Here is a 14,221-nt window from a genome sequence, read left to right as displayed (position 1 = left end):
CCCCACCCACTGTCGCGGCTCTCGCAGGGTGGGTAAGGTTAGGTTTGCCTCACCGGAAAACGGGATGGCGTAAGAGACAGATCCCGTCGGGAGGTGAGCCGCGTGTTCGTCTGCAGTTGCTTCGGCATCACCGAGGCGCAGGTCAAGCAGCACGCGGAGGACGGTGCCTGCACCCCCCGCCAGATAGCCTCCGCCTGCAAGGCGGGCACGGACTGCGGCTCGTGCGTCCGCCGGATCCAGGCGATCCTCGGCCGGGGCGCCTGCCCCCGCCGCGAGCTCGCGGACCAGGGCAGGCCGGTGCTGTCGAGCATCCCGGGGAGCCCGGACGCCGCCGGGGCGGATGCCGTCGAAGCGGAAGCGGCCTAGCTCCCGGGGTCTTCGGCCTAGCTCTCGGGCTGTTCGATCAGCTGCGCGAGGTACAGCGCCTCGCCGAGCTTCTCCACCAGCTCCAGCTGGGTGTCCAGGTAGTCGATGTGGTGCTCCTCGTCGGCGAGGATGTCCTCGAAGATGTTCGCCGACGTGATGTCGCCCTTCTCGCGCATCACCTTGACGCCCCGCTTGAGCCGGTCGATCGCCTCCACCTCGATCTGCCGGTCGGCCTCGAACATCTCCCGGACCGTCTGCCCCACCCGTACGTGGAACAGCCGCTGGTAGTTGGGCAGCCCCTCCAGGAACAGGATCCGGTCGGTCAGCACCTCCGCGTGCTTCATCTCGTCGAACGACTCGTGCCGCGTGTACTTGGCGAGCTTCGTCCAGCCGAAGTTCTCCTGCATCTTCGCGTGCAGGAAGTACTGGTTGATCGCGGTCAGCTCGCCGGTGAGCTGCTCGTTGAGGAACTCGATGACCTCGGGGTCGCCCTGCATCGCAGAGGCTCCTTCCAGGCGGAGGGACGGGTGAGGTGTGCGGCGGCATGATTGCACCGGTGACGAAGATCGTCCAGTAAGTGCGTACTTAGTAAGTAAGTGCTGACCTGATGGTGATTGTCCGATTCGGACAGGGGTGGTCAAGGACACTGCCCGAGGTCTGTCAGGATGGAGACATGGGTCATCCGGTGGAGCGCGAATCTGGGACGGCGGCAGGGTCCGAGCTTCCGCCGGGGCAGCGACTCCAGCGCGGCTGGCCGGTCACCCACTACGGGCCCGTGCCGAAGTTCCGGCCCGAGCGCTGGGAGTTCCGGGTCTTCGGCGTCACCGCCGACGGCGACAAGCACACCTGGAACCACGACGAGTTCACGGCCCTGCCGTACACCACCGTGGTGGCCGATCTGCACTGCGTGACGAAGTTCAGCATGACCGGCGCCGAGTGGGGCGGCATCCCGGCCCGCACCATCCTGGACCTGGCACCCCCGGCGCCGGACGTCACCCATGTGATGGTGTGGGCGGAGTACGGGTTCAGCTCCAACCTGCGGCTGTCGGACTTCGCCTCCGACCAGGCGATCTTCGCCACCCACAAGGACGGCGAACTCCTCACCGCCGAGCACGGCTTCCCGGTCCGCCTGGTCGTCCCCCACCTCTACGCCTGGAAGGGCCCCAAGTGGGTGCGGGGCGTGGAGTACATGACCGCCGACCGGCGCGGCTTCTGGGAGGAGCGCGGCTACCACAACATCGGCGACCCCTGGAAGGAACAGCGCTACTCCTACCAGGAGGAGCCCGGGGACGGTCCCGAGCTCTGACCCCGCGGCCCGCCCTCAGCCGTCCCGCAGCTTCTTCAGCCGCTCCACGTCCGCGGCATGGCCCTCTTTGCCGCCCGGCGTCTCGATCACCAGCGGCACGCCCGCCGTCGCGGGGTGGCTCATCAGGGCCCGGAACGGGTCCTCGCCGATGTGGCCGGCGCCGATGTTCTCGTGCCGGTCCTTGTGCGCGCCCACCACGTCCTTGGAGTCGTTGGCGTGGATCAGCTTCAGCCGGCCCTCGCCGACCGTCTCCACCAGCAGGTCGAGGGTCTGGCGCATGCCGTCCGGCCCGGTCAGGTCGTGCCCGGCGGCGAAGATGTGGCACGTGTCCAGGCAGACACCCAGCTTGGGATGGGCGTCCAGCGCCTCGAAGTACGGGCCGAAGTCCCAGGTGCGCGAGCACAGGGAGGAGCCCTGCCCCGCGGTCGACTCCAGCAGCAGGAACGGGTCGTCGTCGTGCGTCAGCTCGTCCAGCAGCGGCAGCAGGTGCTCCCGCACCTGCTTCAGCGCCACCTCCCGCGTCCGCCCGCCGGTGGCGCTTCCGGTGTGCACGACGACGCCCAGCGCGCCGATCTCCCGGCCCCGCCGCAGGGAGTGCCTGAGCGACTCCACCGACCGCTCCACGGTGGCCTCGGTGTGCGAGCCGAAGTTGATCAGGTAGGGGGCGTGCACGTAGGCGGGGACCGACTCGTCGGCGCACGCCTGGCGGAACGCCTCGTCCTGCCGCGGGTTCCCGGCCGGCGTGGCCCACCCGCGCGGGTTGGCGACGAAGACCTGCACGGTCTCCGCCTTCAGCTCGCGGGCGTACGACAGCCCCACCGTGTGCAGACCGCCGGCCACGGGGACGTGACCGCCGACCGGGTTGCGGGAGGGGCCGGGGGGAGGGGAGACGGAACGGGACCGCTGACTTGTCACCCGTTCAGGGTGTCATGCCTGGCGGGGCCGCCCGGAACCGGTCCGCGAGCGGCCCCTCTCACCGGATGGTGATGGTGATCGTCGACCCCTTGGGCGCCTTCTGGCCGGCGTCCACCGACTGCTTGCGCACGGTGTCCCCGAAGAGACCGAGCAGGCCCCGGTCCTTTTCGACCTTGAAGCCGGCGCCCTCCAGCTGCTTCGTCGCGTCGTCGACCGAGGAGCCGACCACGTCCGGCACCTCGACCATCGGCGGCCCCAGGGACAGCGTCAGCGTCACCGTGTCGCCCTCGGCGGCCTGGCCGTTCGCCGGGCTCTGCTGCGCCACCTGGCCCTTGTCGAAGTCGGAGTGCACCTGCTGCCCCAGGACGCGCACCTTCAGGCCGGCACCCTCCAGGTCCTGCCGGGCGCTGTCGAGGTCCTCGCCGGTGACGTCCGGCACGCCGACGGATCTGCCCTTGCTGACCAGGAGCGCGATCGCCGAGCCCGCGTGCCGCTCGGTGCCCGTCTCCGGGTCGGTGCCGACCACCGAACCCCGGGTGACGCTGTCGCTGAACGCCCGGTTGACCAGCCCCGGCTCGAGACCGGCCGCCTTCAGCCGCGCCCGCGCCTTGGCCAGCGGGACACCCCGCAGGTCCGGCACCTTCACGACCTCGGGGCCCCGGGAGATCACCAGGGTCACCGAGTCGTTGCTGCGGATCCGGGCCCCGGGCTTCGGGTCGGTGCGGATGATCGTGCCGCTCTTCACCGTGTCGCTGTACTCGAGCTTGACCTGCTTGACGTCGAGACCCGAGGCACGCAGCCGGGCCTCGGCCTGCTTCTCGGTCTTGGCCAGCAGCAGCGGGACCTTGGTGAACTGCCCGGAGTTGATGTACCAGACCCCGGCGCCCACGCCGAGGACCAGCAGGACCGCCGCGATCAGCGCGACCGGGCCGCGCCGGGCCCGGCCGGCGCGCCGCCGGGGCGGCACCGGCGGGCTCTCCAGCCGGCTGGTGTGCATGACGGACGCCACGGCCCGGTCGTCCTCGTTGACGGGCAGCGGCCGGGGCACGGTCGGCGAACGCGGGATCACGCTCGTACGGTCCTGCGCGTTGTCGTGCGCCGCGGCCAGCGCCTGCGGCGGCACGGCGTCGAGCTGCTCGGCGCCGAGCGCGGCACGCGCCCGTAGCACCTGGCCGAGCAGCGCCGCCGCGTCGTGCGGCCGGCCGTCCGGGGTGCGCGCGGTCGCCACGGCCACCAGCTCGTCCAGCTCGCGGGCCAGCCCCGGCACGAGCGCCGACGGCGCCGGCACGTCCTCGTGGATGTGCTTGTACAGAATCTGGGCGGGGGAGTCCCCGGAGTGCGGCTTGCCGCCGGTCAGCATCTCGTACAGGACGACACCGCACGCGTAGACGTCGACCCGCGGATCGGCGGTGCCCTGCTCGATCTGCTCCGGCGCGAGGTAGGAGACGGTGCCGAGCACGGCACCCGTGGTGCTGGTCACCGTGTCCACGGACCGCACCAGCCCGAAGTCGGCGACCTTGACCCGTCCGTCGTCGCCTATCAGGACGTTCTCGGGCTTCATGTCCCGGTGCACGAAACCGGCCCGGTGCGCGGCGCCGAGCGCGGCGAGCACCGGCTCCAGGATGTCCAGCGCGGCCCGCGGCTGCAGCGCGCCCCGCTCGCGCAGCACGTCCCGCAGGGTGCACCCGGCGATGTACTCCATCGCCAGGTACACGTACGACCCGTCGGTGCCCTGGTCGAAGACCTGCACCACGTTGGGATGGGCGAGCCGGGCGACCGACTTGGCCTCCCGGATGAACCGCTCCACGAACGACCCGTCGGCCGCCAGCGTCGGGTGCATCACCTTGAGCGCGAGGACCCGGTCGAGGCGGGTGTCCACGGCCCGGTAGACCGTGGCCATCCCACCGACCGCGATCCGCGCGTCGACGCGGTACCGGCCGTCGAGCACCTGCCCGACGAGGGGGTCCTGAAGGGTCGTATCCACGCAAGGGAGTCTACGAGGGCGAACCGGCACTCCCACCCGCTCGGCCGTTCCGGTGACGTAATGCAGCACAGCTGTGACGCACCCGCCGCCGGCCGTGACAGAAGGAGCCGGCCGTGCCGCGTCCGCTACCCGAAGGCGGGCCGCTCCGGATCGAGGTGGGCCCGGCCCGCCACCGGGGAGGACGCCTCGGCGAAGTGCCTGCGCGGGATCCGCCCGGCCAGCCGGGCCAGCCGGCCCGCCTCGACCGCGTGCTTCATGGCCGCGGCCATCGTCGTGGGCCGCTGGGCCCGGGTGACGGCGGAGGCCAGCATCACCCCGGCGCACCCCAGCTCCATCGCCAGCGCCACGTCCGAGGCGGTGCCGGCGCCCGCGTCCAGGATCACCGGTACGCCCGCCCGCTCGACGATCAGCTCGAAGTTGTGCGGGTTGCGGATGCCGAGCCCGGACCCGATCGGCGAGCCCAGCGGCATCACCGCCGCACAGCCCACGTCCTCCAGCTTGCGGGCGAGCACCGGGTCGTCGTTGGTGTACGGCAGCACCGTGAACCCGTCGTCGACCAGGGTCTCCGCCGCGTCCAGCAGCTCCACCGGATCCGGCAGCAGGGTCCGCTCGTCGGCGATGACCTCCAGCTTGACCAGATCGGTGCCCAGCGCCTCCCGGGCGAGCCGGGCGGTCAGCACGGCCTCCCCGGCGGTGAAGCAGCCCGCAGTGTTCGGCAGCACCCGGATGCCCAGCCGCTGGAGCACCGACAGCACCGAGCCGTGCACGGACGGGTCGACCCGCCGCATCGCGACGGTGGTCAGCTCGGTGCCGGAGGCGACCAGCGCCCGCTCCAGCACCTCCAGGCTCGGCGCGCCGCCGGTCCCCATGATCAGCCGGGAGCCCAGCGGCAGCCCGCCGAGGACGAAGGGGTCGTCTGCCATGGCTCAGCCTCCCTGGACGGCGGTGAGGACCTCGACGCGGTCCCCCTCGGCGAGGGTCGTGGCCGCCCACCGCGTGCGCGGGACGACGGTCTCGTTGACGGCGGCGGCCACCCCGGAGGGCGCCGCGGTGAGGGTCCTGACGAGGGCGTCCAGCGCGGTGCCCGGGGCGACCCGCCTCGGCCGCCCGTTGACGGAGATGTTCATGCGGGCTGCTCCACGAGGACGGCGCCGAAGCGCCGGGGGGTGAACGGCCGGGCCTCGGGCGGCAGCTCCCCGCTCGTCAGGACCTCGGCCATCACGTCCCCGGTGACCGGGGTGAGCAGCACCCCGTTGCGGTAGTGCCCGGTGGCCAGCAGCAGCCCGTCGAGCCCCGACGGGCCGAGCAGCGGCGCGTTGTCCGGGGAGCCGGGGCGCAGACCGGCCCGGGTCTCGGTGAGGGGCAGCTCGGTGATCCCCGGCACCAGCTCGTGCGCGTCGCGCAGCAGCTCGTACACGCCCCCCGCGGTCACCGTCGTGTCCCAGCCCAGCTCCTCGCTGGTCGCGCCGACCACCAGCTCGCCGTTCTCCCGGGGCACCAGGTAGACCTGGCTGCCGCGTACCACCGCCCGCACGGTCCGGTTCAGGAAGGGCGCGCAGCGGCGGGGCACGGTCAGCCGCAGCACCTGCCCCTTCACCGGCCGCACCGGTGGCAGCACCTCGTCCGGCACGCCCGCCAGACGCCCGCTCAGGCTGCCGCCCGCGAGCACCACCCGGCCCGCGACCAGCGCGGTGCCGTCCGCCGTGGTGACCCCGGCGGCCCGGTCCCGCACGACGTCGAGCCGCTCGGCCCACGCCCGGTGGAACACCACCCCGGCCCGCTCACAGGCGGCCACCAGGGCCGACGCCAGCCGCCGCGGGTCGATCTGGTGGTCGCCGTCGACCCGCAGGCCGCCGCGCACACCGGGCGCCAGCATCGGCTCCAGGCGCCGGCAGTCCCGGCCCGACAGCCACTCCGACTCCAGGCCCGAACGCTGCTGGAGCGCGTGCAGTTCGCGCAGGTGGGCGCGGTCGTCGGCGTCCAGCGCGACGGCGAGCGTCCCGCAGCGGCGGTAGCCGAGGTCGTGACCGGTCAGCTCGGTCAGCTCGGCCGCGAAGTCCGGGTAGCGCCGGGCGGACTCCAGGTTCAGCGCGAGCAGCGTCTCCTCGCCGTAGTGCAGTTCGGTGACCGCGGCCAGCATCCCCGCCGCGACCCGCGCGGCCCCGCCGCCGGGCTCGGGGTCCACCACGGCCGTGGCGAGCCCGCGCTGCACGGCACGCCAGGCCGTGACCAGACCGATGATCCCGCCCCCGATGACGAGGACGTCGGACGTACGTGACGACATGGGCGTCCAGCCCCTCCCTTCGCCGGCATGACCCGGATCAGGTTCGTACGGTCGGAGGCCGCCAGCCTCCCTCTCAGCCCGGTGCGTCCGGGCTCCCGCGAGTGCTTGTACGGTGGCCACCCTAGCCCGCACGGCACGTCACTCGTAAGGGAGCCCCGCGCATGGCCCGCTCGCTCGACGGACTCGTCCTGGCGCCGGTGGCGGACCAGGCCCCGGGCCAGGTGGGGACGCGCACCCGGTTCGCGTACCACGAGCGGGACGGCGCCGTCTGGGCCGATTACACCGGCGGCGACGTCGTGCGCGGCCATCTGGTCGGCACCCGCGAGGGCGACCGGCTGGACTTCCGGTACGTGCAGCTCAAGCGGGACGGCACCACCTCCTCGGGGCACTGCGTGTCGGCGGTCGTGGAGCTGCCGGACGGGCGGGTGCGGCTGGAGGAGACCTGGGAGTGGGAGTCCCAGCCGGGGGCCGGGACGAGCATTGTGGAACAGGTCACCGAGCACGCCCCCTGACTGACGTTTCGTCAGTTGTCTATGGTGATCGGGTGAGCGAGCAGACACCGCAACAGAGCACGTCACAGCCGGGACGCGTGGTCGTCGTCGGCGCCGGCATGGCCGGGGTGCAGACCGCCGTGGCCCTGCGGGAGCAGGGCTACACGGGCACGGTCACGCTGATCGGCGCCGAGCCCCACCAGCCGTACGACCGGCCGCCGCTGTCCAAGGCCGTGCTGCTCGGCACGGCCGAGGGCTCCGCCTTCGACGTCGACTTCGAGTCCCTCGGCATCGAACTGCGGCTCGGCTGCGAGGCGCTGGGCGTGCGCCCCGCCGACCACGAACTGGACACCGAGGCAGGCCCCGTCGCGTACGACGTCCTGGTGCTCGCCACCGGCGCCGAGCCGGTCCGGCTGCCGGGCACCGAGGGCGTGCCCGGCGTGCACCTGCTGCGCACCCTGGACGACGCCGAGCGGCTGCGGCCCGTCCTCGCGGCCCAGCACCACATCGTGGTCGTCGGCGCCGGCTGGATCGGCGCCGAGTTCGCCACGGCCGCCCGCGAGGCCGGCTGCGAGGTGACCGTGGTGGAGGCCGCCGACCGGCCGCTGGCCGGCGCCCTGCCCGCCGAGGTCGCCGCGCGCATGACCGCCTGGTACGCCGACAGCGGCGCCGGGCTGCGCACCGGCGCGCGCGTGGAGCGCGTCGAGCCCGGCCTGGTGGAGCTCGCCGACGGCACACGGCTGCCCGCGGACGCCGTCGTCGTCGGCATCGGTGCCCGCCCGGCTACCGGCTGGCTGGCCGGCTCCGGCATCGAGCTGGGCGCGGACGGCGAGGTGGTGGCCGACGCCCACCTGCGCACCTCGGCCGAGGACGTGTACGCGGTCGGCGACTGCGCCTCCTTCCCCTCGGCCCGCTACGGCGCCCGGCTGCTCGTCCACCACTGGGACAACGCCCTGCAGGGCCCGCGCACGGTCGCGGCGAACGTCCTGGGCGAGCTCCCGGTGACCTACGACCCGGTGCCGTACTTCTGGTCGGAGCAGTTCGGCCGGTTCGTCCAGTACGCCGGCCACCACGCCGCGGCCGACCGCACGGTGTGGCGCGGCGACCCGGCGAGCCCGGCCTGGACCGTCTGCTGGCTGCGCGAGGACCGCCTGGTGGCGCTGCTGGCCGTCGGCAGGCCCCGCGACCTGGCCCAGGGCCGCCGCCTGATCGAGTCCGGCCGCCGCATGGACCCCGAGGCCCTGCCCGACCCGACCCGCCCGCTGAAGGACGCCACGGCCGACTGACCGGCGCCCCGCGAGGGGCACGGGGAACGGCGCCACCAGCCACGACGGCGCCCGCGTGACGCCCGCGGACGCACCACGCCACATCGCGGCCGGACCGGCGGAGCGCCTAGGCTGGTTCCCGTGACCGAGATTGACGCAAAGATCGATGCTCTCGTCCCCGCCTGGCTCACCCTCCCCGACATCGCCGAACAGCTCGGCGTCGAGGTGACGCGTGTGCGGCAGCTGGTCAAGGAGGGCCAGCTCATCGCCGTACGCCGTGGTGAGAACCGGGCGCTGCACGTCCCCGCCGCCTTCATCGACGGGGACAAGGTCGTCAAGGGCCTGTCCGGCACCCTGACGCTCCTGCGGGACGACGGCTTCACGGACGAAGAGATGATCGAGTGGCTCTTCACCCCCGACCCCACCCTGCCCGGCACGCCGGCGCAGGCCCTGAGCGAGAATCGCGGCACGGAGGTGAAGCGCCGCGCCCAGGCGCTGGCCGTCTGATCCGCACCGCATTCCGGGCGGCGTACCGGCCACGGCCCGTACGCCGCCCGCTCGCACGCCCATGGACACCCATGGGCACCGACCACGGGGGGACCCGCCCATGTCCGACGCCGCCCGCGCCGAGCTCGCCGACGCCCGCCTCTACCTCTGCACCGACGCCCGGGAGCGGCAGGGCGACCTCGCCGCGTTCCTGGACGCGGTCCTGGCCGGCGGTGTCGACGTCGTGCAGCTGCGCGACAAGGGCATGGAGGCGGGCCGGGAGCTGGAGCACCTGGAGGTGTTCGCCGACGCCTGCGCCCGGCACGGCAGGCTGCTCGCGGTCAACGACCGGGCCGACGTCGCCCACGCCGCCGGCGCGGACGTGCTCCACCTCGGCCAGGACGACCTCCCGGTCCCCGCGGCCCGCGCGATCCTCGGCCCCGACGTCCTGATCGGCCGCTCGACGCACGCCGAGTCCGAGGCCGCAGCGGCCGCCGTCCAGGAGGGCGTGGACTACTTCTGCACCGGGCCCTGCTGGCCCACCCCCACCAAGCCGGGTCGGCACGCCCCCGGCCTGGACCTGGTCCGGTACACCGCCGGCCTGGGCACCGAGCGCCCCTGGTTCGCCATCGGCGGCATCGACCTCGGCAACCTGGACGAGGTGCTGGAGGCGGGCGCCCGGCGGGTGGTCGTGGTCCGCGCGATCACCGAGGCCGACGACCCGGGAGCGGCCGCGGCGGAGTTCGCGAAGCGGCTGCGGCAGGCGTCCTGACCGCCGCTCGCCGGGGCCCTGTCCACGTTTTTGTCCAAGGGATGGACAGGAAGCCGACAATCCGGGCAAATTTCCCGCATTCGGTTGGGGTGCCGCCCACCCCTGGCTAACCTGCGGGTATGGCCCTCGGAACCGCATCCACCAGGACTGATCGCGCACGCACTGTGCGTGACATCCTCGCCACCGGCAAGACGGCGTACTCGTTCGAGTTCTACGCGCCGAAGACCCCTAAGGGCGAGAAGAGCCTGTGGAACGCGCTCCGCCGGGTCGAGGCGGTGGCCCCCGACTTCGTCTCCGTGACCTACGGCGCCGGCGGGTCCACCCGCGCGACCACGGTCAAGGAGACCCAGCAGATCGTCGTGGACACCACGCTCACGCCGGTCGCCCACCTCACCGCCGTGGACCACTCCATCGCCGAACTGCGCAACATCATCGGCCAGTACGCGGACGCGGGCATCCGCAACATGCTGGCCGTGCGCGGCGACCCGCCCGGCGACCCGATGGGCGACTGGGTGCCGCACCCGCGAGGGCTGACCTACGCGGCCGAACTCGTCCAGCTCATCAAGGAGTCGGGCGACTTCTGCGTCGGGGTCGCCGCCTTCCCGGAGATGCACCCGCGGTCCACCGACCCGGACACCGACGTCGCCCACTTCGTGGACAAGTGCCGTGCGGGGGCCGACTACGCCATCACACAGATGTTCTTCCAGCCGGAGTCGTATCTGCGGCTGCGCGACCGGGTCGCGGCGGCCGGCTGCGAGACCCCCGTCATCCCCGAGGTCCTGCCGGTCACCAGTGTGAAGATGCTGGAGCGGCTGCCCAAGCTCAGCAACGCGCACTTCCCGGACGCCCTGAAAGAGCGGATCCTCACAGCGAAGGACGACGCGGCGGCGGTACGCTCCATCGGTATCGAGTTCGCCACGGAGTTCTGCGCCCGGCTGCTGGCCGAGGGAGTGCCCGGACTGCACTTCATCACGCTCAACAACTCCACGGCGACCCTGGAAATCTACGAGAACCTGGGCCTGCACCACCCCCCGCAGGCCTAGACCGGCCGCACCGCGGTACGACACACTGCGTAGCGGCCACTGGGAGAGGGGCGTACATGGGCTGGACGGTCCTCTACATCGCGTTCGGCGTCGTCGCACTGTGGTTGCTGGGCGAGGTGCTGCTGCAGTACAAGGCGAGGCTGCGCTGGCGGCTGCTCGCCTTCGCGGGCTTCCTCGGCGTCGTCGTCGGCGTGCTGATGCCGTCGGTGCTCGTCATCGGCGCCGGTGCCATCGCGTTCGCGATCGGCCAGACCTACGTCACGCTGTCCTTCCGCCGCGGCTTCGCCTCCGGCTGGGCCGTCAAGCGTCCCGAGGCCGAGGCCGAGGGCACCGGCAGCAAGCGCCGGCGCGGCAGGGGCGCCCGGCACGAACCGGCCCTGGAGGTCTCCGGCCTGGAGGCCGCCGACGCCGGGGACGGCCTGGACGCCGACCACGGCCCCGACCTCGGCTACGGCGAGGACGACCGCGACGACGTGTTCACCCCGGCCCGCCAGCCCGAGCAGACGGCCGCCGAGAGCACCGCCGTCTACGCGCCGCAGCCGATGCCCGAGGACACCGGCTCCTACGGCGTCTACGGCGACGGCGCCTACGCGGCCGCCGCCCAGCAGCAGAGCGCCGACCAGTCCTACGCCTACGACTACTCGGGCTACGCCCAGCAGGGCTACGGCTACGACAACGGCCAGCAGGGGTACGCCAACTACTCCGACCCCTACATCGGCACCCAGTCCTACGGCGGCGCCTCGTACGACACCGGCTACGAGCAGCAGTACGGCCAGCAGGGCTACGGCCAGGACACGTACACAGGCGGCGGCTACGGCGAGACCCCGGCCGGCGGGGTCTGGGTCCCGCAGCAGCGCAGCGACGAGACCTACGGCGGCGAACTCCCGCAGGAGCAGCCGTACCCCTACCAGGGCAACGAGCAGCGCCCGGGCGCCGGGTACGACGAGCAGTACCGCTTCTGATCCGTGCCCGGGGCCCGCTCCCCGATCACTGCGAGCCCCGGAAGTCCGGTCCCTCCACGATCAGTCCCGCCACCAGCGCGCCGGACATCCCGGCGTGCGGCAGCCCGCCGCCCGGGTGCGACCAGCCGCCGACCGTGAACAGGCCGGGCAGCCCGGTGCTGTTGCCGGGATGCAGCAGGCGCCCGCCGGCGGCCGCGAGCGCCGGGGCGGGCAGCGCACCGCCCGGCGCCCCCGTGACCTCCTCGACGGAGGCCGGTGTGCGCACCTGAGTCCACAGGACGCGGTCCCGCAGTCCGGGCACGGCACGCTCGGCCACGGTGACCATGTCCCGCGCGTACCGGTCGACGGCCTCACCGCCGGCGCCGCCCTCCTGCCCGAGCCGCGCGGGGACCGTCGAGGTCAGGACGACCGCCTCGTGGGAGGCGTCCGGGACCAGCGCCGGATCACCGGGGCGCAGCACGGTGACGGTGGGCCGGACCGGGCGGTCCGCCGTTCCTCCCGGGCCGCCGAAGACCAGGTCCAGCTCGGCCTCCCGGTCCTCCGCGTGCACCACGGTCCGGTGGGCCGTGTCCGGGGGCCGCTCGCCGCGCAGGGCCAGCAGCACCGTCAGCCGGCTCGGCGTGCCCCCTTGCGGCGCGACCTCGCCGTCACCGCGCACCGCCGCTCCCGTGACCAGCCGGCCGAGCACCTCCGGGGCGACACCGGCCACCACGAAGTCCGCCTCGGCCACCGTGCCGTCGGCCAGCTCCACGCCCGCCGCCCGGCCGTCCCCGGCCAGGACCCCGGTCACCTCGGCACCGAAGGCGAACTCCACCCGCCGCCGCACGCACCGCTCGTACACCGCGCGCGCCAGCTCCCGGACGCCACCGCGTACGTACCAGGTGCCGAAGGCGTGCTCCATGTACGGCAGCACGGCCGCACTCGCCGGGGCGGTGCGGGGATCGAGGCCGTACGCGAGCGCGTGGCCCTCCAGGAGGGCCGCCAGCCGGTCGTCGCGCAGCTCCCAGGTGCCGATCTCGGCGAGCGTGCCCGCCCGCCGTGTGCGCAGCAGCCGCTTGTGCGGCACGGCCGGATACGGCTCCCGCTCGCCCAGCACCCGCCAGTCGGGCCACAGCGGCTCCTCCAGCAGCGGCCGCCGGGTGCGGTCCCAGGCCTCCCGGGCGCGCACCAGGAAGTCGCCCCAGCGCTGCCCTGCCCCCGCCCCCAGCGCCTCGTCGAGGGCCGCGACGACGCCCGCGCGGGAGGCGTTCGGCAGCGGCACCGCGGTGCCGTCCGCGAAGACGTGCCGCGCGGCCGGGTCGACCTGGACCAGCTCGACCAGGTCCTCCAGGGACTCCTTGCCGGTCTTGACGAACAGGTCGCGGTAGACGGCGGGCAGGGTGAGCAGCCCGGGGCCGGTGTCGAAGGCGAACCCGTCCCGCTCGAAGCGGCGCACCGCGCCGCCGTACGTCTCCGTACGCTCGTACACCGTCACCCGGTGGCCCGCGACGGCCAGCCGGGCGGCGGCCGCCATCGCGCCCATCCCGGCGCCGATCACCGCAATCCGTGCCATGACCGCGACTTTATCGACCGCCACCGACAGTCCCGTCCGCGGGCGGCCCCGGCGTGCTCAGCCCGGCGGTCCGGACACCGGCGGCCCCGGCAGCGGCGCGGCCGCCCGCCGCTCCCGCCGCCGCTGGGCCCGGCGCCGCAGGAAGCGCCGGATCCGGGAGACGAGGAACACCAGCACCACGAGACCGGAGACCAGCAGCACGCCCGCGACACAGGCCGCCGCCACCGGATGGAAGAGGGCGAACGAGACGATCCCGGCCACGCCGAGGTCCTCGGCGAGACTCAGGGCGATGTTGCTGAACGGCTCCGGCGAGGTGTTGACCGCCATCCGTGTCCCGGCCTTGACGCCGTGACTGGCCAGGGCGGTCGAACCGCCGATGAGCGCGGCCGCCGCGTCGGGCAGCGAGCCGCCGTGCCCGGCGAGCAGCGCTCCGACCCAGGCGCCCGCGAGCGGCCGGACGACCGTGTGCACCGCGTCCCACGCCGAGTCGACGTACGGGATCTTGTCGGCGACCGCCTCGCAGAGGAACAGCACGCCGGCCACGATCAGGACCTCGGGCCGCTGCAGCGTCTGCGGGACGTCGTCGCTCACGCCCGCCGCGCCGAGGAGGCCGAGCAGCAGCACCACCGCGTAGGCGTTGACGCCGCTGGCCCAGCCGCTGGTGAAGACCAGAGGGAGTACCGACACGGGAGCGATGGTAGCGAGGTGGCGGGCCGGCGTCGTCGGCCCCAGCGCGCGGAGGTGAGTACGGGTACTCAGACGCCCGGATGAGTACGCGCGCGGATGGGCCGGGCC

Annotated in this window: 16 protein-coding genes and 1 riboswitch; of the genes, 8 read left to right on the top strand and 8 right to left on the bottom strand. The window is 73.6% G+C overall.

What is annotated here, in order from left to right:
- The first annotated feature begins 102 nt into the window (after window positions 1-102).
- Entirely contained in the window at window positions 103-366 is a 264-nt protein-coding gene (locus PV343_RS31190; RefSeq protein ID WP_319150396.1) for a bacterioferritin-associated ferredoxin, read from the top strand.
- A 17-nt stretch (window positions 367-383) separates the two neighbouring features.
- Here PV343_RS31190 and bfr read toward each other — a convergent pair whose 3' ends face one another.
- Window positions 384-863, bottom strand: coding sequence for a bacterioferritin (gene bfr, locus PV343_RS31185; RefSeq protein WP_319150395.1), 480 nt, complete (start codon window positions 861-863; stop codon window positions 384-386).
- 176 nt (window positions 864-1,039) lie between these two features.
- Between bfr and PV343_RS31180 the strand changes: the two genes are divergently transcribed.
- Entirely contained in the window at window positions 1,040-1,672 is a 633-nt protein-coding gene (locus PV343_RS31180) for a sulfite oxidase-like oxidoreductase (RefSeq protein WP_319150394.1), read from the top strand.
- A gap of 15 nt (window positions 1,673-1,687) precedes the next feature.
- Here PV343_RS31180 and PV343_RS31175 read toward each other — a convergent pair whose 3' ends face one another.
- The 5 genes from PV343_RS31175 to thiO all read right to left on the bottom strand — a co-directional run bounded on the left by PV343_RS31175 (window position 1,688) and on the right by thiO (window position 6,855).
- Window positions 1,688-2,587, bottom strand: a complete 900-nt coding sequence (locus PV343_RS31175) for a deoxyribonuclease IV (RefSeq protein ID WP_319150393.1) — start codon at window positions 2,585-2,587, stop codon at window positions 1,688-1,690.
- A gap of 58 nt (window positions 2,588-2,645) precedes the next feature.
- Window positions 2,646-4,571 (bottom strand): Stk1 family PASTA domain-containing Ser/Thr kinase, encoded by a 1,926-nt coding sequence (pknB, locus tag PV343_RS31170; protein WP_319150392.1) that lies wholly within the window; start codon window positions 4,569-4,571, stop codon window positions 2,646-2,648.
- A gap of 125 nt (window positions 4,572-4,696) precedes the next feature.
- Window positions 4,697-5,494: a thiazole synthase gene (locus tag PV343_RS31165; protein ID WP_319150391.1), complete on the bottom strand. Its 798-nt coding sequence runs from the start codon at window positions 5,492-5,494 to the stop codon at window positions 4,697-4,699.
- Between the two features lie 3 nt (window positions 5,495-5,497).
- Entirely contained in the window at window positions 5,498-5,698 is a 201-nt protein-coding gene (thiS, locus tag PV343_RS31160) for a sulfur carrier protein ThiS (protein WP_319150390.1), read from the bottom strand.
- The gene (gene thiO / locus PV343_RS31155) at window positions 5,695-6,855 is read right to left on the bottom strand and encodes a glycine oxidase ThiO (RefSeq protein WP_319150389.1); all 1,161 of its coding nucleotides are present in this window, start codon (window positions 6,853-6,855) and stop codon (window positions 5,695-5,697) included. Before thiO ends, thiS begins: the two co-directional genes overlap by 4 nt.
- Window positions 6,853-6,964: riboswitch (TPP riboswitch) on the bottom strand. It overlaps the preceding gene by 3 nt.
- Before the next feature lie 52 nt (window positions 6,965-7,016).
- On the opposite strand from thiO, the gene PV343_RS31150 reads away from it, so the two are divergent.
- The 6 genes from PV343_RS31150 to PV343_RS31125 all read left to right on the top strand — a co-directional run bounded on the left by PV343_RS31150 (window position 7,017) and on the right by PV343_RS31125 (window position 11,874).
- On the top strand, window positions 7,017-7,367 hold the full coding sequence (locus PV343_RS31150; RefSeq protein WP_319150388.1) for a hypothetical protein: 351 nt from the start codon (window positions 7,017-7,019) through the stop codon (window positions 7,365-7,367).
- Window positions 7,368-7,399: 32 nt separating this feature from the next.
- Entirely contained in the window at window positions 7,400-8,632 is a 1,233-nt protein-coding gene (locus PV343_RS31145) for an NAD(P)/FAD-dependent oxidoreductase (protein WP_319150387.1), read from the top strand.
- Between the two features lie 120 nt (window positions 8,633-8,752).
- On the top strand, window positions 8,753-9,118 hold the full coding sequence (locus PV343_RS31140) for an Rv2175c family DNA-binding protein (protein WP_030742629.1): 366 nt from the start codon (window positions 8,753-8,755) through the stop codon (window positions 9,116-9,118).
- A 100-nt stretch (window positions 9,119-9,218) separates the two neighbouring features.
- Entirely contained in the window at window positions 9,219-9,869 is a 651-nt protein-coding gene (gene thiE / locus PV343_RS31135) for a thiamine phosphate synthase (RefSeq protein WP_319150386.1), read from the top strand.
- A gap of 119 nt (window positions 9,870-9,988) precedes the next feature.
- A complete protein-coding gene (metF, locus tag PV343_RS31130; RefSeq protein ID WP_319150385.1) occupies window positions 9,989-10,912 on the top strand; it encodes a methylenetetrahydrofolate reductase [NAD(P)H] in 924 nt (307 codons plus the stop codon).
- A 56-nt stretch (window positions 10,913-10,968) separates the two neighbouring features.
- Window positions 10,969-11,874, top strand: coding sequence for a hypothetical protein (locus PV343_RS31125; RefSeq protein ID WP_319150384.1), 906 nt, complete (start codon window positions 10,969-10,971; stop codon window positions 11,872-11,874).
- 25 nt (window positions 11,875-11,899) lie between these two features.
- Here the strand turns inward: PV343_RS31125 and PV343_RS31120 are convergent, their stop codons facing one another.
- Together PV343_RS31120 and PV343_RS31115 are read right to left on the bottom strand one after the other, a co-directional pair.
- Window positions 11,900-13,426 carry an NAD(P)/FAD-dependent oxidoreductase gene (locus PV343_RS31120; RefSeq protein WP_319150383.1) on the bottom strand — a complete coding sequence of 509 codons (1,527 nt, stop codon included), beginning with the start codon at window positions 13,424-13,426 and terminating at the stop codon, window positions 11,900-11,902.
- A gap of 57 nt (window positions 13,427-13,483) precedes the next feature.
- Entirely contained in the window at window positions 13,484-14,113 is a 630-nt protein-coding gene (locus PV343_RS31115; protein WP_319150382.1) for a DUF4126 domain-containing protein, read from the bottom strand.
- Window positions 14,114-14,221 lie beyond the last annotated feature (108 nt).

This window comes from Streptomyces sp. WI03-4A, assembly GCF_033792105.1.
GTDB classification, from domain to species: Bacteria; Actinomycetota; Actinomycetes; order Streptomycetales; family Streptomycetaceae; genus Streptomyces; species Streptomyces collinus_A.
This window is presented reverse-complemented; position numbering and strand designations above follow the sequence as displayed.

Coding starts and splice junctions, on each gene's coding strand:
- bfr (WP_319150395.1), bottom strand. CDS start 863: ATGCAGGGCGACCCCGAGGTCATCGAGTTCCTCAACGAGCAGCTCACC.
- PV343_RS31180 (WP_319150394.1), top strand. CDS start 1,040: ATGGGTCATCCGGTGGAGCGCGAATCTGGGACGGCGGCAGGGTCCGAG.
- PV343_RS31165 (WP_319150391.1), bottom strand. CDS start 5,494: ATGGCAGACGACCCCTTCGTCCTCGGCGGGCTGCCGCTGGGCTCCCGG.
- thiS (WP_319150390.1), bottom strand. CDS start 5,698: ATGAACATCTCCGTCAACGGGCGGCCGAGGCGGGTCGCCCCGGGCACC.
- thiO (WP_319150389.1), bottom strand. CDS start 6,855: ATGTCGTCACGTACGTCCGACGTCCTCGTCATCGGGGGCGGGATCATC.
- PV343_RS31150 (WP_319150388.1), top strand. CDS start 7,017: ATGGCCCGCTCGCTCGACGGACTCGTCCTGGCGCCGGTGGCGGACCAG.
- thiE (WP_319150386.1), top strand. CDS start 9,219: ATGTCCGACGCCGCCCGCGCCGAGCTCGCCGACGCCCGCCTCTACCTC.
- metF (WP_319150385.1), top strand. CDS start 9,989: ATGGCCCTCGGAACCGCATCCACCAGGACTGATCGCGCACGCACTGTG.
- PV343_RS31125 (WP_319150384.1), top strand. CDS start 10,969: ATGGGCTGGACGGTCCTCTACATCGCGTTCGGCGTCGTCGCACTGTGG.
- PV343_RS31120 (WP_319150383.1), bottom strand. CDS start 13,426: ATGGCACGGATTGCGGTGATCGGCGCCGGGATGGGCGCGATGGCGGCC.